Raw genomic sequence first — 22,465 nt, forward strand, 5'->3', positions numbered from 1 at the left:
CGTTCGCACGCGCTTAACTGCCCAGTTTCCCCAGCAGGTTGATCAACCGCTCCTTATCCGCCGCGCTTAGCTGGTGGCTCATGCGGGCGTCGTGCGCCTGCACCGCCTGCGTAATTTTCGCCAACGCCACGCTGCCCGCCGCTGTCATCGCCAGCGAATACGCGCGCTTGTCGTGTTCGGCATCAAGCCGTTCAACGTAGCCCAAGTCTTGCAACTGGTTCACGATCTGTACCGCGCCCGACCGCGCGATGCCCAGGATGCGGGCCAGGTCGGTGAGCTTCAAGCAGGCGTTGGCCGAGATCAGCGTCAGGGCTGAGAAGCGCTGCGGAGTGATGTCCCACGGGGCAAGCGCGGCCAGGAAGTCTTCGTAGATCACGATCTGTGCGCGCCGGATGGCATAGCCGATCAGGCCGTCGAGTGCACCGTATTGGATACCGGGAACGTGCGGGTCGAAATGTTCGCCACGCGCGGCGGGGCGCCGGGGGCGTTGGGATGCAGCTCGGGACATGGAGGGGCAATCGCGATTCGGGGCCTCAACACTAATGCAGTCAATGCCGCCGCGCTACCGCATTACGGGAAATCCCCGGGGTGCGAAACCCACCTGGATTTTGTTATGTTGCATAACAAATAAAACCAGGAGTAGACATGCAAATCGTCATCGCCGGCGCAGGCATCGGCGGGCTGACGCTCGCCTTGATGCTGCATCGCCACGGCATCGATTGCCGCGTATATGAAAGCGCGCAGGAACTGCGGCCCTTGGGCGTTGGCATCAACCTGCTGCCCCACGCCGTGGCCGAGCTTGAACAGCTGGGCCTGATGCCCGCCTTGGCCGAACGCGCCATCGAGACTTCGCAGCTGCACTACTACAACAAGCTGGGTCAACCGATCTGGCGTGAGCCGCGTGGCCTGGAAGCCGGATATCCGTTGCCGCAGTTCTCGGTGCATCGGGGTGAATTCCAGATGCTGCTCGCGCAAGCGGTGCGTGAGCGATTGGGCGAAGGCGCGATCGTCACCGGCATGGTGCTGGAATCCGCCGAGCAGGACGCCTCGGGCGCCACGGCGCTGTTCCGCCGGCGCGCGGATGGCAGCACGCATCGCGTGCGGGGCAGCATTCTGGTGGGTGCGGACGGCATTCATTCCGCGTTGCGCCGCCAGCTGCATCCCGTGGGTGATGAACCGCGCTTCTCCGGCCGCATGTTGTGGCGCGCCGTGACCGAAGCCGCGCCCTATCTGGACGGCCGCAGCATGTTCATGGCCGGGCATCAGGACCAGAAGTTCGTCTGCTATCCCATTTCAGAGCCGTTGCGCCAGCAGGGCCGATCGCTCATCAACTGGATCGCGGAACTGTCGGTGCCCGGCGCGGAGTTGCCCGCCACCGATTGGAACCGCCAGGTCGACAAGTCGGTCTTTGCGGATCGGTTCGCCGACTGGCGCTGGGACTGGATCGATATTCCCGCCATCATCGACGGCGCGCAGGCCATCTATGAATTCCCATTGGTTGACCGCGACCCCTTGCCGCGCTGGACGCGGGGGCGCGTGACGCTGCTGGGCGACGCCGCGCATCCCATGTATCCCATTGGTTCGAACGGATCGGCCCAAGCGATTCTGGATGCGCGCTGCTTGTCCGACTGGCTGGCGCAAGCGGCCAAGGGCGGCGTACGCACGCTTGAAACCGCCTTGTTGGAATATGAAGCGGATCGTCTGCCGCGTACGGCGGGCATCGTGCTGCGCAACCGCTTGAACGGCCCCGAGCAAGTCATGCAGATGGCCGAAGAGCGCGCGCCGCAAGGCTTTGCGGACATCAACGACGTGATCGCGCAGCAAGAGCTGGCGGCGGTATCGTTGCGCTACAAACAACTCGCGGGCTTCGACCCCGCGGCTTTGCAGAAGAACAGGGGAACCATGCCATGAGCACACACGACGCATTGATGGACCCGTTGGCGCCGCAGCTGGAACATGTGGCGACCGTTGTCGTCGAGGTCGGCGTGCCGCAAGAAGTGGGCGACACGCCGCAAGGCTGCCGCCGCGTGATTCCCATTACCGGCGGCACGGTGGAAGGCCCGCGCCTGCGCGGCAAAGTGTTGCCGGGCGGGGCGGATTTCCAGGTGATTCGCTCGGCCACGTACACCGACATCCACGCGCGCTACGTCATCGAAACGCCGGATGGCGAACGCATCTATGTCGAGAACACCGGCATCCGTACCGGCCACGCGGACGACATCGCGCGGCTCGTACGCGGCGAACCGGTTGACCCGGCCCGCATTTATTTCCGCAGCTATCCGCGTTTTGAAACGGCGTCGCCCGCCTTGGGCTGGATGAATGAAAGCCTTTTCATCGGCACGGGCGCGCGTTACCCGGATCGCGTCGAATTGCGCTTCTACCGCATTTGCTGAACCCGCGGCACCCGCCGCGGCATGAATATAAAAACGACTCGGAGACAACCATGACATCAATGCTGCGCCGCCTGTTTGGCGGCTTCCTGCTGTGCCTGCCGATTGCGGCGATGGCGCAGTTTCCCAATGGCCCCGTGCGCCTGAACGTGGGCTTCCCGCCGGGTACCGGGCCGGACATTGTGGCTCGCACTTTGTCGCAACACATGGGGCCGCTGCTGGGCGAAAGCGTGGTGGTGGAAAACAAGGTGGGCGCGGGCGGGCAGATCGCCGCGCAGACGGTGGCGCGCAGTCCGGCCGACGGCCAGACGCTGCTGCTGGGCGAGGTCGGCTCCATCAGCATTTCGCCTGCCACGTATCGCAACTTGAACTACAACCCGTCGCGCGACTTTGCGCCGATCTCTGAAGTGGTGCGCGCCGATTTCGTGCTGGTCGTGCCGGCCGATTCGCCGTATCAGGACTTGGCCGCGTTCGTTGATGGCGCCAAGAAAGCGTCAGACCGCATCAATTTCGCGACCTTCGGCGCCGGCACACCGGGCCATTTTGGCGCGGAGCTGTTCGCACGCGAAGCGGGTATGAAGATCGAGGCCATCCACTACCGGTCCACGGGGGATGCGGTGTCGGGCCTGGTATCCGGCGCGGTGCAGGCCGCGTTCGTGACGACGGCGCTGGCCGTGCCGCAGGTGCAAGGCGGCAAGCTGCGCGCGCTGGCCATCACCGGCGCGCAACGCTCGCCCGCGCTGGCGGCCGTGCCGACGTTTGCGGAACGCGGGTTGCCGGCAATCAACTTCGGCGCGTGGTTTGCGCTGTTTGCGCCCGCCGGCACGCCGGAGGCGGTGCTGAACCGCTTGCAGAAAGATAGCGCTGCCGCATTGCGCCAGCCTGCCGCCGTGCGCAGCTTGGGTGAGGCAGGCTTCGTCGTGGTGGGGTCCGACCGCCAAGCGCTGCAAGCCTTGCTGACGACGGAATCCAAACGCTGGTCCGACGTGGTGAAAGCCACGGGCTTCCGGGCTGACTGATCGCGTCACGTGCCGGGGGCGCATGTGCGGCACCCGGCACGATCAGGGCAATACAGGCTCCTCGGCCTGATACGCCGCATGCAGCAACGCCATGAAGGGCGGCGCCTCGGGCATGGCCGTGTCTCCGATCCGGTTCACGGCAATGCCCGGGGTCCAGGAATTCATGACTGCCGCGCCCGCCAGGGTTGGCAGCGTGTCCCGCGTGATGGTCTGCACCCGTTGCGGCACGCCCATCTTTTCCAGTTGCCGTTGCACGATGCCCATCGTGGTGCCCGTCAGCATGGCGGCATCGGGCCATACGACGGCACGCCCGTCCCAGAACGCCAGGTTCCAGATCGACGCCTCGCTCATACGCCCATGGCGGTCCATGAATGCCGCATCGTCAAACCCTTGCGCGGCGGCTTGGCGCAGCAGATAGGTCTTGGCGACTTCGCCAACGTGCTTCACCGACGGCAGCATGCGCTCATGCTCGACCACCGCCAGGGACAAGGGGTCGGCCGGTCCGGATGAGGGCGGACCGGTGCGCACCAACACATCCAGCGGCGTGTGCCTGTCCGCAACGGTGAACTCGCCCGCGGGGGAATACACGGTCGCCACCAGCGACACGTCCGCGGGGCCCGCCTGGATCGCGGTGCGCAGCGCGTTCAAGATGACCGCATCCGGTAGCGCCTGGCCGAACATCTCAAGCGAGGCGGCGCGCAATCGCGCGCGATGCAGATCCAGCCCGCGTACCTGGCCGCTGCGCACCTGCATCGCGGTGAAGTGCGCGTAGCCGGCGAAAGCCAGCGGGGCCAGGTCTGCGGCGGTGGCGGCCTGGCCATTGCGTTGCGTGACAAAGGAAAGGGCGGGGGCGGACATCTGAAAAACTCCAGGGTGATCATCAAGTTCCACCACTATCCCGAATTGCCATCACCGGGGGAAACGAGTAATTTTCATCCGATCATTAAATTTGGCTTGAAGATCATGAACCGAATGCTGCCCGGCACCCGCGCGTTACGCACCTTCGAAGCCGCCGCACGCCATCTGAATTTCACCCGGGCCGCCGACGAGGTCGGGCTGACGCCCGCCGCTGTCAGCTACCAGATCAAAGAGATCGAAGCGCAACTGGACATCGTGCTGTTCGCGCGCACCAGCCGCAGCATCCAGTTGACGCCGGCGGGGGTGGTGCTGTTTGACGCGACGACAGACGCGCTCGATACCCTGCATCGCGCGGCCGCCAAAGCGCGGCGCATGAGCCGCGGGGCCAGGCATCTGCGCGTGTCTGTCGGTGCTCGTTTCGCCACAAACTGGTTGCTGCCGCGCCTGCCGGCGTTTCGCGACGCGCACCCGGGGCTTGAGCTGACGTTCGATATCAGCGACGCCGTGCGCGACTTCGATGCGGAGGATGTGGACATCGCCATCCGCTTCGGCGCGGGCCACACCCCCGGCGCGATCTCGCATCGCTTGTTCCATACCATCGTCGTGCCGGTGTGCAGCCCGGCGTTGCTCGAACAGAGCCCCGCGCTGGTCTCGCCGCGCGACCTGTTCAACCACACCTTGTGCTTTGTGGACTGCAAACCCGGCGGCATCGTCTGGCCGAATTGGCCGATGTGGATGGCGGCGGCCGGTATCGACGATTTCGACGACAGCCGCAGCGTTGCGTTCACGGAATCCAGTCACGTCGTGCAAGCCGTGATCGATGGCGGGGCCGTTGGGCTGGTGGAATGGGAACTGGTCGAACGCGATGTGCAGGCCGGCCGCCTAGTCCGTCTGTTCGAGGTGGGCGTGCGGGTGGCGCCGCAGTACGCCTATCACCTCGTGTACCCCGAAGGCAGCGATGCCGATCCCCGCGTGTCCGCGCTCCGGGACTGGATATTGAATCTTGTCGGGCAAACGTCTACGCATATTGCACCGTAGATGTAGAGGTTCACAGCACATTGGTGCCATGAATAGAACAGTTTGTTCCGTCCAAAATCGGCCATTTTTGGGCGGGGACTAGTGCGTCCGTCATGGGCCTGCCGGTAGAATCCCTCCGCATATCACCCCCTATCTACCAGTCGAAAGGTCCATATTCTTATGAGCAACGCATATCTCGACGCACTCAAGAAGCGCCGCACGCAGTATTCGCTGGGCCGCAACCTGTCGGCCTCCAAAGAAGAACTGGCAACCCTGATCCAAGACGCGATCAAGCACAGCCCCTCGTCGTTCAATTCGCAAAGCTCGCGCGCCGTCATCCTGTTTGGCGCTGAAAGCGTGAAGCTCTGGGATCTGGCCATCGAAGAAGTGCGCAAGGTGGCGCCGGCCGAAGGGTTCGACAAGACCGAAGCCAAGCTCAAGAGCTTTGCCGCTGGCGTGGGCACCGTGCTGTTCTTCGAAGACCAGGACGTTGTGCGCAGCCTGCAAGAAAAGTTTGCGCTGTACGCCGACAACTTCCCCGTGTGGTCGGAACAGTCGGGCGGCATGGCCCAGCTGTCGGTCTGGGCTGCGCTGGCCAACGCTGATGTCGGCGCCAGCCTGCAACACTACAACCCGCTGATCGACGGCGTAGTGGCGCGTGAATGGAAGGTGCCGGCTTCGTGGAAGCTGCGCGCGCAAATGCCGTTCGGCTCGAACGAAAACGGCTTTGGCGACAAGCCCTTCATGGACGACGCCGAGCGTTTCCGCGTGGTCGGCTGAATCAAATCGCCGGGACGCCGTCAGGCGTCTGCATGACGGCAGGTCTCAAACCCGCATTGCCCATCAAGGGGAATGCGGGTTTTTTCATCGGTGCATAATGTCCGCTGACCCGCCCGCATTCTGACCGTGGCAGGGCTTGCTTAACCGCGCCGCCACATGCGCGCACGCTTCGAGGAGATGCCGTTGGACCCGATACTTGCCGGACTGTCGAGATCACTGCCGCAGGCCAAGACCGTCGAGCAATTGACCCGCCCGTTGTTGGACATGCTGGGCAGCGTCACAGGATTGGAATCCACCTATCTCACCTCTATCGATTTAGCGGCCGACTTGCAGCATGTGCGCTTTGCACGCAATGCGGGCGATATGCAGATTCCGGAAGGCTTGTCGGTGCCGTGGTCCGACACGCTATGCAAACGTGCGCTGGAAGAAGGCCGCCTGTGTACCAGCGACGTCGCCAATTGCTGGCCCGACTCCGAAGCCGCCCGCCAACTGGGCATCCAGACCTACGTGAGCGCGCCCGTTCGTACCGATGAAGGCACGCTGCTTGGGACGCTTTGCGCAGCCAGCGCGCAACAACACCAGATCCCGCCGCAGGCCGAAGTGGTGCTGAAGCTGTTCTCCAACGTGATCGCCAATTTCCTGGAACGCGAAATCCTGATGGAGCAGTTGCAGGCCGCGAATGTCCAGCTGCTGTCCTACGCGCTTACCGACCCGCTGACGGGCCTGCCCAATCGCCGCGCCTTGTATGAAGAACTTGAGCGCCTTGAAAAGCGGGCGCTGCGAGAAGGCGGAAGCGTCCTGGTCGGCGTGATTGATCTGGACGGCTTCAAAGGCATCAACGATACCTACGGCCACCAGCAGGGCGACGTGTTCCTGCAAGAGATTTCACGCCGGCTGGCCAGCACCTTGCGCACGTCCGACATGCTGGGCCGCATCGGCGGCGACGAGTTCGTGCTGATCGGCCCCGGCCCGGCCATTGAACGCGGCAACATCGGCCCCGGCGGCGAAGCGCAACGCGGCGAAGCCGAAGACGCCGCCCGCGCGCTGGAAGAACGCGCTACGGCGGCCACCATCGGCCGCTATCAGTTGGGCGATGCGGTCGTGCCCTACGAGGGCGCCAGCGTCGGCGTGGTGGCCGTCGACCCGCGCGGCTTGGACGCCGAATCCGCCGTCCGCCTGGCAGATGCCCGCATGTACGAAATCAAGCGGGCGCGCAAAGGGGCGCGGACGATACATTGAGGGGTAATAGCCCCTTCACCGATACGCACGCTCCGCCGCCGACCACTTCAGCGTCTTGCGCCACTTGCCGCCTTGCTGGCGCAATTGCAGATCAAAGTACCCGTCCGTCTTCTCCGGCAGCACCACCAGGATGTTGCTGGCGTCGGACATGTCGTGGTCGCGTGTGCCATCGGGGTGCCAATCCCCCGCGATGGATTTGAAGAACGACATGGGCTGTGCGAAGACCACGCGCAGCGTGGGGCCGTCGATGTGGAACAGGTACAGGGCTTCGAAGTTGGCGCCGCCGCCTGAATAGCCTTCGCTCCATCCGGCGCGCACGCCGAAGGCCACGGCGCCGGGGGCGATTTTGTAGGCGGCCAGGTCGAAGCGCTTCCATTCGGTGGGTACCGACAGCAGCGGGGCTTTCGCGTCTTCAGTGGCCAGGTCTTGCGGCAAGTCGATGTCGGTGTCGCTCCAATCGGTAGGCGTCTTGACCGGGCCGTCGGTGCGCGCAAGCAAGGTGGGTGCCGCGCCGGGCGTCGTGCCGAACACGCCGAACCAGACGCCGTTCTTCTCATCGTCGCTAGACAAATCGGCGCATTCTCCGCCGCCAAATTTGAGCAATTGCGCCGCGCGTTCGGGCGTCGACGCCAGGCACACCATTGCGACGAACGTACCGGCGCGTTGCGCCCAGGGCTTTGCGCCAGCGACCACAAGGCGCTTGGGATCTTGGCCGGGGGCCAATTGCTGCACCAGGAATTCGCGCGTGAAGCCGGGGGGCAAGGCAACGCCCAGCCCGTCGGGTTGGGGTGCGCCGCTCATCTGGCTGTCGTACATTCTGCGAGCGTCTTCCGTTTGGAGGGCGCTGCGAGCCTTGTCCAGGGATGGCACGGTGGTGTCGGCCAATGCGGGAAGGCAGGGCAGGCCGGCGCCGAGCAGGGAAGACAACAATAGCGATGCGAGTCGGTTGCGCATGGGAAGGAAGCGGTCTCGGTAGAGGAGGCCGGCGCAGGATAGCCCGGGCGCACGTTTCAGAACGTTGAACTCTGTTTCTATTTTGTAAGTTGATTTCATGCAAAATGGCGCGCTGCTGGCGACGACAGGCAAGACGCTTCGGCGATGCCTGATAAATTTGCGCCTTCCCCGGCGATAGAACAGATCCGATGCTTAAAAGAACACTAACGGCTTTTGGAATGGGCGCGGCGATGTCCCTGGCGGGCACGGCGGCGTCCTACGCGCAGGCGCCGCAGCAGGCGTCCGCGCAAGCGCCCCAGCCGTCGGAACCGTCCGAGCGCTACGGCCCCTTCGTCTACTTTCCCAGCGCGCCCAACCTGCTCGTCTACAACACGGGCGTGGGCGCCAACGACATGCTGCACCTGAAGAAGGTGCTGCGCGAGCACCCGTCCATTGCCACGCTGGTATTGCAGAACAACGGCGGCGGGCTGGTGCATATGGGGCTGATCATTGGTGAAGAGGTCTACGAGCGCGGGCTGAATACCTACATTCCCAAAGACAGCTATTGCGCATCCGCATGCGCGTTCGTGTTCTTTGCCGGGCGTCAGCGCGTGGCGGACGGGCGCTTGGGCGTGCATCAGATCACCTCGCCCGAGATGACGAGCGAACAGGCGCAGTTGGGCGTGTCGGACATTGTGGCCACCTTGCCGAAGTACGGCGTGTCGGCGGATGTGCTGGGCATCATGTTCAGTACGCCTTCGAAAGAGATGTACTTCTTCTCGCCGCAGGAGATCGCCAAGTACGGCATCAACCGGACGGGGAACACGCAGACGGCACAGCGCAGCGCACCGCAAGGCGGGCACGTTTACGCGCCAGCGGCAGCTAAGGCACAGTCGCAATCGCAGCCACAGCCGCAATCGCAATCGCAACCGCAATCGCAGCCGCAATCGCAGCCGCAATCGCAGCCGCAATCGCAGCCGCAATCGCAGCCGCAATCGCAGCCGCAACCGCAATCGCAGCCGCAGTCTCAATCGCAGCCACAGCCCCAACCCCAAGCCCCCGTTCAATCCGCGCATTCAGGACCGGCGCCCGCCGCCACCCCCACGCTGCAAAAGGACGCCGCACCGGCTCCGCTGACCGATGAGCAGCGGGCGATCAACGCGGCGGCCCTGATGATTCAAACGGGCGCGGGCAACAACGAAGACGCGCTGAAATTCACGCGTGAGTTCTACGCGGATACGGTCGACTACTTCAAGAAGCGGCGTCCGAAGTCGGAAATCCTGGCGGATAAGGAAGCGTACTTTGCGCGTTGGCCTATTCGCCGGTTCACCGTGGACCAGACCTCGCTGGTGGCGCGTTGCACCGACGGCCGCTGCCTGGTGGCCGGCATCTACGACTACAAGGTTTCCAGCCCGAAGCGCGGTAAAACCGCTTCTGGCACCTCGAACTTCACCTACGTGCTGGACTTGCGCAACAACTATCGCATCGTGATGGAAGACAGTGAAGTCATCAGCCGCTAAGCCGAACCGGCAGGCCCTTGTAAAGAGAAGAACGCAATGAAATTGGCATGTTCCGCAGTAAAAGCCGTGTTCCTGACCGGCTTGTTCGCGCTGTCCGCGCCGGCGATGGCGATCAATTGCGCCAAGGCTGGCACCGCCGTCGAAAAGCTGATCTGCTCAGACAAGAAAACCGTGGCGGCCGATGCCAAGCTGAATCGCGCCTACCAGGCGATCTTGAAGCTGGCGCCGGACGACAGTATCCGCGCGATGCTGGTGGCCAGCCAGAAGCGGTGGCTCGAAGCGCGTGACCGGGCGCTGGACCGTCTGCTCACGGACCCGGACGGCGTGCCTGACGACAAGAGCATGGGTGAGATTGCGCGTGAGCTGATCGAGAACCGCATCGGGCAGTTCCAGGAATCCGGCAGGGGGACCGTTGCACCCACCATGATTCGCCAGGCGCAACAGCAACAGACGTTCCAGTCGCGATTCACGGGCGGCGCTTTCGCGGGCTATTGGACGACTTGCGACGTGCTGCCCGGTGACGACCTTGACTACGCCTGCTTTGCCATTCGCCACTACCAAAACAATGACCGCGTGTGCTCGGTGGACGAGTCCTGGGCGTCGGGGGCGGTCTACACCAAGCGCTACGTCGCCAACGTGGTAGATGGCAAGCCGCATGTCATCGCGTCGTGCTCGTTCAGCAGCGCCGATGAAGCCTGCGCCACGGTCGGCGACACGAAAGCGAATTGGAACCGCAAGCCTGAAGCGCCGCAATACGTGTATGCCGACAAGCCCTTGCCGAAGCTGGATGGCGAGATCGACGCGTCGGACGATACCGAATGGGTGCAGGCCTGCCTGACGGACCCCGCGTATCCGCCCGTGCAATAGTTCAACGGGTAGCAGGCCGCGTTAAGGCTCCTGCCCGCCGATATTTAGGCTGATCAGCAAAACTTTCTGTTTCCAGAGGGCAGAGGCTCCATCGCGTCTTAAAATCCGGCATTGCAGATTTTCGCGGCCCGCATTGATGGCCTCGAAACCGAACCGAGAGATATCGATGGATAAGCGACAAGACCTGGAACCGTTGGCGATCCAGGACGGCGCGGCGCAGGCGGGCGCAGGGCTCACAGGCCCAGCGCAGACCGGCGCAGCTCAGGCCGGCACTGCGCCTGCTACCGCGTTGCACACGGCAGGGTCGAACACGCCCGACGCCATCGCCATCGCCATTGATATCGAAGCCGACCCCACGCTGGGCTACGCCTCGATTCAAAACGCGGTTCCCATCGTTCGCACGTTGCGCGTGACGAACCGGTCGGCGCATACCTTCGAGAATATTGAAGTCCGGCTGCGCTGCAATCCCGCCTTCGCCCTTCCTGTGACGCTGCGCTTTGACGTGCTGGTGCCGGGAGAAATCCGCAGAATTTCCCCGCTGGACCTGACGCCCGACCACGCCTACGTGGCCGACTTGCAAGAAGCCGTGCGCGCCAGCATCGACGTGGTGGTGCAGTTAGGCACGCAGGAATTGGGCCGGGCATCGCAAGCGATTTCCGTGCTGGCGTATGACCAATGGGCCGGCACGCGTGCCTTGCCGGAATTGTTGGCCGCGTTTTCCATGCCGAACAATCCGGCTGTGGATGTGCTGATCGGCAAGGCGTCCAAGCTGCTGCGCGCGCAGCACGCCGATCTGCAAATGAACGGCTACCAGTCCAAAAGCCGCGATGTGGTGTGGAAGCAGGTGTCCGCCATCTACAGCACGCTGGCCGCAGAATCGCTGCATTACGCCGAACCGCCCGCGTCGTTTGGGGTGGACGGCCAGAAGATTCGCACGCCGGATCGCATCATGGACGCCCGGGTGGCGACGTGCCTGGATCTGGCGATGCTGTTCTCGTCCTGCCTGGAGCAGGCGGGCTTGCGCCCGGTCATTCTGATGAAGGACGGGCACGCCTGGGTAGGCGTGTGGCTGCATCAGGCCTGTTTTGCTGACCCGTTGACGGACGACGTGCAAGCCGTGAGAAAGCGCGTGGACAGCGGCGAATTCCTGGTGTTTGAAACCACCGGCATCGCGCAGCATCCGAACTTTCGCCCGTCGTTGCGGCGCGCATTGGAGCAGGGCGCAGCCCATCTGCGCGAAGAGAACACCTTCCGCTACGCCATCGATGTGCATCGCGCGCGGGAATTGCAGATCAAGCCGCTGCCGTCGCGTGTGGTCTCGGTAGCGCCCACGGATGCGGATGACGCCGAACGCCCCGCCGCCATCGAACCCACGCCCGAGCTGCCGCCGCTGGACCCGGAATTTGTGATCAGCCTGGAGCCCGCCGACGACACGCCGGAAGGCCGGCTGGCCAAGTGGAAGTCGCGCCTGCTCGACCTGACGCTGCGCAACCGTCTGCTGAACTTCAAGCTGACCAAGTCCACCTTGCCGCTTGTGGTGCCGGATCTGGCGCAGGTGGAAGACGCCATTGTCGACGGCAGCGAATTCCGCATCCGTCCGTTGCCTGCCGCCCTGATGGATGGCAGCGACCCGCGTGTGGCCGATGTGCATGTCAGCCGAGGCGGCCGCGCGCCGCTGGATGACATGGCGCTGGACGCGTTGGGCAACAAGGAACTGATTGCGCGCGTCACCCAAGAGGCGCTGGACGCCAACCTGCTGACCATCTTCGGCGCAGCGCGCACCGGCCTGGAAGAGGGCGGCGCGAACACGTTGTACCTGGCGATGGGCATGCTGCGCTGGACCGAAAGCCCGGGTGCGGAAAGCGCGCATCTGGCGCCGCTGATCCTGGTGCCGGTGTCGCTGCAACGGCAGTCGGTGCGCAGCGGTTTCCGGCTGGTGCGCCACGACGACGAGACCATCATCAACCCCACGTTGCTGCAGATGCTGCGCAACAACTACGAGCTGCGCATTCCGGGCCTGGACATCCTGCCCGCTGATGACAAGGGCGTCGATGTGGCTCGTGTGTTGCAGGCGTTCCGGCTGGCCGTGCGGGAAATCGCGGGCTGGGAGGTGCTGGAACAGGTGCACTTGGGGATCTTCTCGTTCACCAAGTACCTGATGTGGAAAGACCTGCAAGACCGTACCGAGCAGCTGAAAGCCAATCGTGTCGTCAAGCATCTGATTGATCACCCGGGGCAGGCGTTTGCAAAAGAACCCTTCGATCAACGCTTTGACCGCCTGGACGAAAGCTACAAGCCCGAAGACCTGCTGACGCCGCTGCTGTCTGATTCCTCGCAGCTGAAGGCGATCTGCGCGGTGGACGCGGGACGCGACCTGGTGCTGGAAGGGCCGCCGGGTACGGGCAAGAGCCAGACCATCACGAACCTGATCGCGCATCTGCTCGCGCGCGGCAAGACGGTGTTGTTCGTCTCGGAAAAGATGGCCGCGCTGGAAGTCGTGCACCGCCGTCTTGCCAATATCGGCCTGGGCCCGTTCTGCCTGGAACTGCATTCGTCCAAGGCGCGTAAATCCGAGGTGCTGCAACAGCTGGGCCGCGCGCTGGACCATAGCGGCCAGCGCACAAGCGACGATTGGGCGCGCGAAGCCGAACGCCTGACGGTGCTGCGCCAGGACTTGAACGGGCTGGTCGACGCGTTGCATCACACGCATTCCAATGGCCTGACGGTGTATGACGCCATTGGCACCTGCATTCAGAACGCGGGCAAGGAGCCGTCGCCCATGTTCTGGGCGGATGCGCACGCGCACCATTACAAAGACCTTGCGCAACTGCGCGAGACGGCGCGCCGCATGTCGACCTTGTCCAAAGAACTTGGCGTGCTGCATGGCCATCCGCTGGCGCATATCGGCATGGCCGAATGGAGCCCCAGCTGGCAAGACGCGCTGCTGGCCGCGGCGCAGGCGCTGGAGCAGGCGGTGGCAGGCTTTCAGGCGCAGGCCGTGGTGGCGGGCGACGGCGTCGGCATGCCGGCGCAAGGGTTGAGCCTGGATGCCTACGCCCATCTGGATCAGCTGATCGACGTGCTGCTCGCAGCGCCGCAAGTGCCTGCGGGCCTGGCCACGCAGGCGCACGACCCGGCGGCGCGCTTTCAAGTGCAGGCGCTGGCTCGCCACGGTCTGGCGCGCAACGCCCATTGGGCGCAGGTGGGGGCGCAATGGAACGCGCAACTGGCCGAGCTTGATGCCAATACGCTGAAAGCCGAGTGGCTGTCGGCATGTGCGGCATGGTGGCCGAAGTCCGTCTTCGCCAAGGGTGGCATCCGCAAGCGTCTGGCGATCTATCGCACGGATGGCCAGCGGCCGGATGAGGCGTCAATGACCGCCATGCTGGCGCCGCTGGCGCTGGTGAATATCGAAGACCGCGAACTGGCCGTCTTGAAGGCGGACGCGCAGCGCTTGCTGCAAGACAGCTACACAGGCTTGTCCACCGATTGGGAACAGGTGCAGCGGCATGAACAATGGGCAGAGCGCTTCGCCGATGCCGTCACGCGGGTTGCGGGCGACCCCTTGACGGCGGCGGCCCTGCGCACCCGCCTGCAAGCGCTGGTGGGCGAAAACCGCGCCTTTCTGCAACCGGGTGCGCCGCTGGGCAAATCGTTGCTTGCCTATCGGGATGCATGGCGTGCCCTGCAAGACCGACTGGCAGAAGTGGATGCGCTGGCCAAACCCACCGAAGCACTGGCGGGCGCATCGGATGCCAACGGCGCGCTGGAACGCATTCAGGGCGTGCTGGCGGGCTGGCGTCATAACAAGCAGTTCTTGATGCCGTGGTGCGTGTGGCGTCAGGCGCGCGAGCAAGCCATTGCGTCGCAACTGCAAGGCCTGGTTGCTTTCCTGGAGCAGGGCCGCGTGCCCTTGGAACAGGTCGAAGCGCATTTTGAATTCAGTTATCGCAACTGGTGGGTGAAGAAAGTCATCGACCATTCGCCCGTGTTGCGCGCGTTTTCCAGTGCCGACCACGAGCGCAAGATCCGCGAATTCCGCGATGCAGACGACCGCTTCCAGAAGCTGACGTCTGCCTACATCGCCGCCGTGCTGGCTGGCAAAGTGCCCGATGGCAACGGTGTTCTGGTCAGCCCGGATAGCGAGCTGGGCTTGCTGCGCCGCGAACTGCAAAAGAAGACGCGCCACGTTCCCGTGCGCCAATTGATGCAGCGCTTGCCGTCGCTGCTGCCCAAGCTCAAGCCTTGCCTGCTGATGTCGCCATTGTCGGTGGCGCAGTATCTGGACGCCGGCCATTCACAGTTTGATGTGGTGGTCTTTGACGAAGCGTCGCAGATTCCGGTGTGGGATTCGGTGGGGGCCATTGCGCGCGGCCAGCAAGTGGTGGTGGTGGGCGACACCAAGCAGCTGCCGCCCAMGAGCTTCTTCAGCAAGTCCACGCCGGAAGAGGATGGCACGGGCGATGATGGCCAGGTCGAAGACCTGGAGAGCATTCTGGACGAGTGCCTGGGCGCCGACATGAACCGCCTGCGTTTGCAGTGGCACTACCGCAGCAAGCACGAAAGCCTGATCACGTTCAGCAACGTCACGTATTACGACTCGCAGCTGATCACCTTCCCGTCGCCCGTCACCGATGACGTGGCCGTGCGGCTGGAGAAGGTTGTGGGCATCTACGACCGGGGCGGCAGCCGTACCAATCGCCGCGAAGCTGAAGCCATCGTGCAAGGCATCGAACAGCATTATCTGGACAAGGCCCGCCGACGCCAGACATTGGGTGTGGTGACGTTCAACCAGCCGCAGCAATCCCTGATCGAAACCCTGCTGGACGCCCGCCGCCGCGCCAACGCCGAACTCGACAAGGCGATCTCTGCGCAGTCGCGTGAACCGCTCTTTATCAAGAATCTTGAGAACGTGCAGGGCGACGAGCGCGACGTGATTTATTTCTCGATCACGTTTGGCCCGGATTCCGCCGGAAAGATGACGATGAATTTCGGGCCGCTGAACGGCGAAGGCGGACACCGCCGCCTGAACGTGGCGATATCCCGCGCGCGCGAAGGCGTGGTCATCTACAGCACGTTGATGCCGGAACAGATCGATTTGTCACGCGTTCGGGCCACCGGCGTGCGCGATTTGAAGCACTACCTGGAGTTTGCGCTGAAAGGGCCGCGCGCCTTGGTGGAACAATCGCTGCCGACCGGCCGCGAGCCGGACAGCCCCTTCGAAACGCAAGTCATCAAGGTGCTGCGCAATCATGGCTGGGTGGTGCATCCGCAAGTGGGCTGCTCTGGCTACCGCATCGACATGGGCGTGGTGGACCCGCGCGCGCCCGGCCGCTATCTGATGGGCATCGAGTGCGACGGCCGCGCGTATCACTCGGGCGCCACCGCGCGCGATCGCGACCGCTTGCGTCAGGTCGTGCTTGAAGGGCTGGGCTGGCGGCTGCATCGGGTGTGGTCCACCGACTGGTGGATCAACCCCGAACGTGAAGTGGAGAAGATTCTGGCGCGCCTGAATGCGGAGCTGGAACGCAAGGTCGAAGACGAGCCCGAGGTGGAAGCCGCGGAGGCCGAGGCCGAAGCCGCTGTTGGGTCCGCCGTTGGGTCCGCTGCTGAATCCGCTGCTGAATCCGCTGTTGAATCCGCTGCTGAATCCGCTGTTGAATCCGCGGGCGCGCGGGAGTTTGTGATCACGACGGAAGAAGGCGAAGCTGCGTGGGCATCGGCGGACAGCGCGACGGGCAGCGTATCCACGGGTGGCGTCGCGACCTATCAACTAGCCGACCTGAGCGCTGCCGGCGGTGATTCGGACGCCTTCTACAGCCGCACCAACAACGCGCAATTGGCGGAACAATTGCGGCTGGTCATCGACACGGAAGGCCCCATCGCCGAGACCGTGCTGCACCGTAAAGTCGCCCGTGCCTGGGGCCTGGAACGCACCGGCGTCCGGATCGTTGAACGGTTGCGGACGTTGACGCCGATGGACGTGGGTCAGACGGACGAAGGCGACGCCACGTTCTATTGGCCCGCTGGCGTCGCGCCCGAAACCTGGAACGGGTTCCGCGGCGCAAGCGACGACGACGCCACCCGCCGCCGCGTGGATGATGTGTGTATTCAGGAACTGGCAAACGGCGTGCTGCACGTGCTGGCCATGACGGGCAACGCGCCGAAAGCGGATGTGATCAAGTCGGTGTGCCGGATGTTAGGCATGTCGCGCACGTTGGCGGATGCAGAAGCACGCATCGCACACGCGATAGCCGCGCTGGCGCAGCGCGGCGTGGTGCGGGAAGAGATGGGGATGTTGCGGGTGGGGTAGGTGGCCGGGCGGGGCGTTACGGCGCTGATGTGTTGGCGGGTAAGTTGTGTCATTGGGAGATCTGGTGCAACCTCCAGCGCCGATACGTTCATGCATATAGGCGTTTAAGTGCGCTACCTATAAGCAGCGCCAATACCGAAACAGCCATCCCGCCGTAAGCGAGGTAAAGCGGAATTTTTATATCGGAAGGTATGGTGCGAACATCATTTTCACCAAAAATATGATGAACATTATTGATTGGCCAAAACGTCGCTTTGTGAAGAACTAGCCATATCAGGAGCGTGGTGGAAATGGCCAATTTTTCGTAGAGCGTCAGTTGAGATCTGGTCCTGCCATTCGCCATGGGGTGGCTTGTCAACCGGATGGCGTCGTCTAGTTTGAAGTAGTAGAAATACGCTGCAGAGGAAATATAAACGACGAACGCCAAGACAAAGACCAGTCCTGCAATGGCGCCGATATGTTGTCCGCTTAGTTCTGTCATTCGAAAATCAACTCGTATCCCGTTGTGCTCAAGTCAGCGCCGAGCGACTTACCAAGAGCGGCGCTTTCGTTCCCTGCCCATATGGACGCGCCGATGACGCCCGCCGCGCATATCAAACCGGGGGCGCCTCCTGCCGGAACGAGCATAGCGCAGAAAGCAACGCCTCCCGACGCCGCCATTGATCCACCTGCAATGTTGGCAGCTAGCCCTAGCGTTTCTCGTGAGCTCGCGACCACGCATTCTTTTTGGCTTGTGTCCTCTGCCGCGCAGACCTCATATACATCTTGCCCTGCCTTGCCAACGCTGAAGGCTAGCGCCAGTTTTGCAGCTCTTGATTCATATTTTTGAAACCAGTCATATATTTTCTGCTGATATCGCACATAGATGGGGGTGCCGCCTGAGCGCCAGATATGTGTAACGGACTTGCTCGATAGATTCAGCGCCGCGGACAACTTTATTTGATCGGGGATGCCGGCTCGAGCCAGCAACATCCGTTTGAACTTGGTATCAATGTCCGCAAGAATCGCTGCCCGTTCAGCGCGAAACTGAGCGTCTCTGAGATTTCCTGACCGTGCAAGCGCTTGCTGAGCCGCGTCTTCAAGACGATCCAGCGCAGACTTAATGCCCTGTCCATACGATTTCAAGAACGTGCCTGTGGCTCCCACGACGTTATCGCCATTTTGTCCGATCGCGTAGGCAAGAAGATCCCAGTTGTCGAACATGGTTTGCACATGATGAACCGCGAGTTTTGTTCGTAGCGATTCAACCTCTTTGACTGAGTGGATCAGCTTCATTGATTCGGCAGTGTAGTTCTCATTCTCGTAATCGCTCGAGACGAGAATAATGCTGCCGTATTGCGCATATTTTCCGAGATGGCCGTTCAATTTTATGAAGCGCTTCACATGTTCGGGGCTGCGGTCCGCAAGTAACTCTGCCGCCAAACGTCCAATGCCAATAGGTTGGCGACGATCTTGGATGTAAAAAGAAACCTGTGCCATACCGTACACAAGTTGCTTGGTCGGTTCTTCTGGCCGTTCCGTTGGAGGTTGCTCGCTTTTTTCTGGCGGTGAGGACATACCGGAGCCATACTCCTCTAGCCAAAATTGCTGACTAGCGAGCAAAACTGCGCCACAAGATGTGCGCATCCCGTCCAGCGCTAGTTCTCGATCGCTGCCGCAGGAGAGGGAGCCCTCCACAATGGGGAACGTACCATTGCATTTCGGGCAGGAAACCATATCTCCCTTGCGTGCGGCTGGCTTGCCAAACACATTGATGGTTTGGTCGCCGGTAACGACAACGCCGCCGTGGCTCGTACGATCTCCTAATCTGATAACTGCTCGTTTCATCTTTCTTGTCATTTCCGGCAGGACTCTGGAATCTACAAAAATTTTTGGTAGATACTCAGTTTTCGTGGTCGTGGATTGGATTATCAGCAGGACGTTAACGTGTCAGACTGTAATAGTGCGATGACAGGGCGGGGCTGAATATTTCCATGCATTGGTCCATCCACCTCCTTACGAAACTCGCTCACCACACTCGTATATGGACAATCTGCGGCCCTACCATCCAGCAAGATTTTGAAACCCTCTGACCCGCGGTTCGCCTGATCCGTCCATTCCACGGACGTAGAATGCCGCTTTTGATCAGTGCCATACGGCTCATAGGAACGAACGATGAAAAAAATAATCCTACTGGCGTCCGCATGCGCCGCGCTGCTTCAGGCTTGCGCGCAGGTTTCTTCTCCCAGCGAAGGATCGTCCTCTATGCCCACTACGACTGCGACGTCGCCCGCCAGCTCCTTGACCTTGCCCGCCTATTACTGGCGTCTGGTATCTGCCACCGATGCGTCGGGCAAGTCGATTCCGGCGTTGCAGCCGGGTGTTGAACATCAGCTGCGTTTGGCCTTCACGAAGGATGCGTTGAATATTCGTGGCGGTTGCAACACGCAGTTTGGCGGTTATCGCTATCAGAATGGCGTGCTGCAAGTGGCAAATCTGGCGTCCACGATGAAGGCTTGCGAGCAGAGCTTGATGCAGCTGGATGCCGAGATCAACGAGCGTCTGAAAGGCGATCTACGCGCCACGCTGTCAGGCGATACGCATGAACCCGCGCTGGAGCTGGCGGCCAAGGACGGCACGGTGCTGAAGTTCGTGGGTGAGCCCACGCCGGAAACGCTGTACGGCAGCGCCGGTGAAATCATGTTCCTGGAAGTGGCTGCGAAGAAAGCGGAATGCAGCCATCCGATGATTCCCAATTACCAATGCCTGATGGTGCGCGAGCGCCGTTATAACGAGGCGGGCGTGCAGCAGCCGGCGCAAGATAAGTGGCATCCGCTATATCAGTCCATCGAAGGGTTCGAGCACCGGGACGTCGTGCGCACCGTGTTGCGCGTGAAGCGTTACGACTGGAAGAATCCGCCTGCGGATGCGCCGTCCAAGGTGTATGTGCTGGATATGGTGGTGGAGCAGGACGCGTCGAAGAAGTAATTCAACACCGCTGATTGAAAATGCCGGGCTGCTTATCGCAGCCCGGCTTTTTTTTGATGCGCCGTCTTCAGTTGCCGGACGGCCGCAGCGTCAGCGTGTCCGAGCGTTCGCTGTCCACCTTGGCGCGGCTGAACGCCATGGGGAAGTACTCCCCGGTGGCCCAGCCCTTCAACAGGTCTTGATAATGCGGGCTGCGCGGGTCGGCGGATTGGCCCGGCACGTTCTGGATGCGCGAGTTGTCCCAGTCCGACACATCAATCACCTGGCGATACGACGAGCCACTGATCTGACGGAAATCGCTCTTGCGGAACGTGCCGCGATGCACGGTGTCGTTGTCGCCACCCACCGGATAGCGCGGCGTGCCGTAGGCTTTCGCGGTGTCCGGCGGCAGCAGGCTGGCCAGGCTGTGTTCGAACTGAATGTGATGCAGCTTGCCCCATTGCCATTGGGTGGCGTCCGTTCCCAGCTTGGCGCGCAGTTTCTGCGTGCCGTCCGCCAGCGCTTGCAGCAGCAAAGCGTCTCGGCCTTGTTCCGGCCGGGGGCCGAAGGCGGCATCGGGCGTGGCAAGTTTTTCAAGCGTCTTGCGGGTGGACAGCTCGCCGAATGCCGCGCGCCCGTTTGCCGGGATGTAGAGATCCGACACACGCTTGACGACCTCGGGCAGCCAGAATGCGTAGACCGACGCGGCGCGCGAATCGGTGTTCATCCGGTAGTCCCAGTCTTTCAACAGGCCCAAGGCTTCGTTCAAACCCGGGTCGGCGGCATTCAGGGACTTGGCGTAGCCGCCCAATGTGCGCGCAGGAATCGACAGGTTGTCGTACTGCAAGTCTTGCGACTGCTGCACCGTCAGGCCCTTGCCTTCAGCCACCACTTCGCGGATGCGTTGCACGCGGTACGGTTCGGCCCAGGTGCGTGCAGACATGTCCTTGTATGGGAAGTCGGCGGGCAGGTTGTATTCGTTGGCGGTGGCGACATAGCCTTCGGGCGGGTTGTACACCCGTGGCAATGCACGGCCGTCCAGGAAGCCGCGCCATTCGTAATCACCGTTGCCTGGCACGGGCAGCATGCCCGACCAGTCGCCGCGCGGGCGAATCGGCGCGATGCTGCCGCCGAACCAGCCGATGTTGCCGTCCACGTCGGCGTACACCATGTTTTCGCTGGGTGTGTAGTGCTTTTCCATGCCCGCCACGAACTCGTTCCAGTTCTGCGCCTGGTTCAACCGCAGGCTGGCCAGGTAGGCGGCGGTGCCGGGAAATTCCAGGTAGGCCGCGCGCAATGCGTAGGCCTTGTGACGTACCGGGTCTTCATGAATCACCGGGCCATGGCGCGTGAATTTCAATTCGCGCACGGCGGCGGTGGCGCCGCGTACGGGAATCGATTCACTGGTCTGGCGCATTTTTTCCCAGCCGCCCTGGTAGCGGTATTCATTGGGGTTGGCCGGGTTGGTGTCATAGACGTAAAGGTCTTCTTCGTCGCCGAAGGCAAAGATCGTCAGGCCGAAGGCGATGCGGTCGTTGTGCCCCATGGACACGCCGGGCAACGCGGGTTCGCCTGCGCCGATGACGTTCCAGCCCGGTGCGTTCAGATGAACCATGTAGCGCAAGGACGGCATGGTGATGGAGCGGTGCGGATCGCCGGCCAGTATGGGCTTGCCGGTGGCGGTGTGTTGGCCGCCTATCGTCCAGTTGTTGCTTTCATAGCGGGTCGCCATGGGATCGAAGTTCGGGTCCAGCGACGCCAGACGGCCTTCTGATAATGCGCTGGCCAGCGCCTCGCGCTGATCGGCCGCAAGCGGGCTGCGCGGGAAGTCGGCCGCAACGAATTTCTGGCCATCGCGCGCCAGCGTGTAATTGGCCAGCACGGTCTTGTCGATCTGGCGCACGTCCAGGCCGGCCGGCACTTGCAAGGCCAAGGGCGGCTCGAATGTGCTCAAGCCTTGTACGGCGTTCAAGCCCAGGCTGGCCACCTGCTGCGCGATTTTGACTTCTTCGTTGACGTTACGCGTCAGCGCATAGATGCGGATGAGCGACGTCTCCGGGCTCCAATAGCCCGGCTCCGTGCCAGTCAGTTTGAATTCGGGAGGCAGTTGCTCGGGGTTCGCTTTGACCCAATTCACATAAGCGTTGATGCCGGCTGCGAACGACGTCAGGATGGCGCGGCCTTCGGGGTGGTAGCTGGCGAACTCGGCCTGCATGTCACCCCGGAACAGGAACAGCCGCGCGGCGCGGTCTTGTTCGATGAAGCGTGGGCCGAACTGCTCGGCCATCTTGCCTTCGCCTTGCCGGCGCCACAGATCCAGTTGCCACAAGCGGTCGCGCGCTGCGCTGAAGCCCTGGGCAAAGAACAGATCATTCTGATTCTGCGCATAGATGTGCGACACGCCGTGCTTGTCGCGCACGATCTCCACGGGCTGGGTCAGCCCGGCCATGTTGATGGTGTCTTTTTTGCCTCCGGGCGCGGCGCACCCCGCCGTCAAGGCAATCAGCCCGCTCGCCAGCAATGCGGCGATCCTGCGATTGATTAAACGCATGGCTCCTCCTCCGATTTGTTGCTTTTTTATCT

16 protein-coding genes are annotated in these 22,465 nt (G+C 62.6%); 10 read left to right on the forward strand and 6 right to left on the reverse strand.

Going from position 1 to position 22,465, the window contains the following annotated elements; genetic code table 11:
• Window positions 1–13: 13 nt before the first annotated feature.
• Entirely contained in the window at window positions 14–508 is a 495-nt protein-coding gene (locus AC1DB0_RS04505) for a MarR family winged helix-turn-helix transcriptional regulator (protein ID WP_175171694.1), read from the reverse strand.
• A gap of 137 nt (window positions 509–645) precedes the next feature.
• On the opposite strand from AC1DB0_RS04505, the gene AC1DB0_RS04510 reads away from it, so the two are divergent.
• The 3 genes from AC1DB0_RS04510 to AC1DB0_RS04520 are packed head-to-tail and all read left to right on the forward strand — an operon-like array spanning window position 646 to window position 3,409.
• Window positions 646–1,911 carry a flavin-dependent oxidoreductase gene (locus tag AC1DB0_RS04510; protein WP_346552113.1) on the forward strand — a complete coding sequence of 422 codons (1,266 nt, stop codon included), beginning with the start codon at window positions 646–648 and terminating at the stop codon, window positions 1,909–1,911.
• The gene (locus tag AC1DB0_RS04515; protein ID WP_054424271.1) at window positions 1,908–2,393 is read left to right on the forward strand and encodes a DUF3237 domain-containing protein; all 486 of its coding nucleotides are present in this window, start codon (window positions 1,908–1,910) and stop codon (window positions 2,391–2,393) included. The genes AC1DB0_RS04510 and AC1DB0_RS04515 overlap by 4 nt, the downstream gene beginning before the upstream one ends.
• A gap of 50 nt (window positions 2,394–2,443) precedes the next feature.
• Window positions 2,444–3,409, forward strand: coding sequence for a Bug family tripartite tricarboxylate transporter substrate binding protein (locus AC1DB0_RS04520; protein ID WP_054424269.1), 966 nt, complete (start codon window positions 2,444–2,446; stop codon window positions 3,407–3,409).
• 42 nt (window positions 3,410–3,451) lie between these two features.
• On the opposite strand, the gene AC1DB0_RS04525 is transcribed toward AC1DB0_RS04520, so the two are convergent.
• Window positions 3,452–4,267, reverse strand: a complete 816-nt coding sequence (locus AC1DB0_RS04525; RefSeq protein WP_476757747.1) for an aminotransferase class IV family protein — start codon at window positions 4,265–4,267, stop codon at window positions 3,452–3,454.
• Between the two features lie 105 nt (window positions 4,268–4,372).
• Between AC1DB0_RS04525 and AC1DB0_RS04530 the strand changes: the two genes are divergently transcribed.
• From AC1DB0_RS04530 to AC1DB0_RS04540, 3 genes are all read left to right on the forward strand, one after another.
• A complete protein-coding gene (locus tag AC1DB0_RS04530) occupies window positions 4,373–5,305 on the forward strand; it encodes a LysR substrate-binding domain-containing protein (RefSeq protein WP_476757746.1) in 933 nt (310 codons plus the stop codon).
• A gap of 159 nt (window positions 5,306–5,464) precedes the next feature.
• Window positions 5,465–6,064 carry a nitroreductase family protein gene (locus AC1DB0_RS04535; RefSeq protein WP_054424265.1) on the forward strand — a complete coding sequence of 200 codons (600 nt, stop codon included), beginning with the start codon at window positions 5,465–5,467 and terminating at the stop codon, window positions 6,062–6,064.
• A 156-nt stretch (window positions 6,065–6,220) separates the two neighbouring features.
• Window positions 6,221–7,303: a sensor domain-containing diguanylate cyclase gene (locus tag AC1DB0_RS04540; RefSeq protein ID WP_476757745.1), complete on the forward strand. Its 1,083-nt coding sequence runs from the start codon at window positions 6,221–6,223 to the stop codon at window positions 7,301–7,303.
• 15 nt (window positions 7,304–7,318) lie between these two features.
• Here the strand turns inward: AC1DB0_RS04540 and AC1DB0_RS04545 are convergent, their stop codons facing one another.
• A complete protein-coding gene (locus tag AC1DB0_RS04545; RefSeq protein ID WP_476757744.1) occupies window positions 7,319–8,257 on the reverse strand; it encodes a hypothetical protein in 939 nt (312 codons plus the stop codon).
• A 230-nt stretch (window positions 8,258–8,487) separates the two neighbouring features.
• Between AC1DB0_RS04545 and AC1DB0_RS04550 the strand changes: the two genes are divergently transcribed.
• From AC1DB0_RS04550 to AC1DB0_RS04560, 3 genes are all read left to right on the forward strand, one after another.
• Window positions 8,488–9,756 carry a COG3904 family protein gene (locus AC1DB0_RS04550; protein WP_476757743.1) on the forward strand — a complete coding sequence of 423 codons (1,269 nt, stop codon included), beginning with the start codon at window positions 8,488–8,490 and terminating at the stop codon, window positions 9,754–9,756.
• Window positions 9,757–9,792: 36 nt separating this feature from the next.
• Window positions 9,793–10,623 (forward strand): lysozyme inhibitor LprI family protein, encoded by an 831-nt coding sequence (locus AC1DB0_RS04555; RefSeq protein WP_476757742.1) that lies wholly within the window; start codon window positions 9,793–9,795, stop codon window positions 10,621–10,623.
• 166 nt (window positions 10,624–10,789) lie between these two features.
• Window positions 10,790–16,936, forward strand: a complete 6,147-nt coding sequence (locus AC1DB0_RS04560) for a DUF3320 domain-containing protein (protein WP_476758611.1) — start codon at window positions 10,790–10,792, stop codon at window positions 16,934–16,936.
• Between the two features lie 88 nt (window positions 16,937–17,024).
• Here AC1DB0_RS04560 and AC1DB0_RS04565 read toward each other — a convergent pair whose 3' ends face one another.
• Window positions 17,025–17,417: a hypothetical protein gene (locus AC1DB0_RS04565; RefSeq protein ID WP_054424251.1), complete on the reverse strand. Its 393-nt coding sequence runs from the start codon at window positions 17,415–17,417 to the stop codon at window positions 17,025–17,027.
• Entirely contained in the window at window positions 17,414–18,763 is a 1,350-nt protein-coding gene (locus tag AC1DB0_RS04570) for a PAAR domain-containing protein (RefSeq protein WP_476757740.1), read from the reverse strand. The genes AC1DB0_RS04565 and AC1DB0_RS04570 overlap by 4 nt, the downstream gene beginning before the upstream one ends.
• Before the next feature lie 417 nt (window positions 18,764–19,180).
• Between AC1DB0_RS04570 and AC1DB0_RS04575 the strand changes: the two genes are divergently transcribed.
• Window positions 19,181–19,903 (forward strand): DUF4377 domain-containing protein, encoded by a 723-nt coding sequence (locus AC1DB0_RS04575; RefSeq protein WP_476757739.1) that lies wholly within the window; start codon window positions 19,181–19,183, stop codon window positions 19,901–19,903.
• A gap of 67 nt (window positions 19,904–19,970) precedes the next feature.
• On the opposite strand, the gene AC1DB0_RS04580 is transcribed toward AC1DB0_RS04575, so the two are convergent.
• Complete coding sequence (locus tag AC1DB0_RS04580) at window positions 19,971–22,433, reverse strand: penicillin acylase family protein (protein WP_175171702.1); 2,463 nt, start codon at window positions 22,431–22,433, stop codon at window positions 19,971–19,973.
• Window positions 22,434–22,465 lie beyond the last annotated feature (32 nt).

The organism is Achromobacter sp. 10T422 (assembly GCF_056394065.1).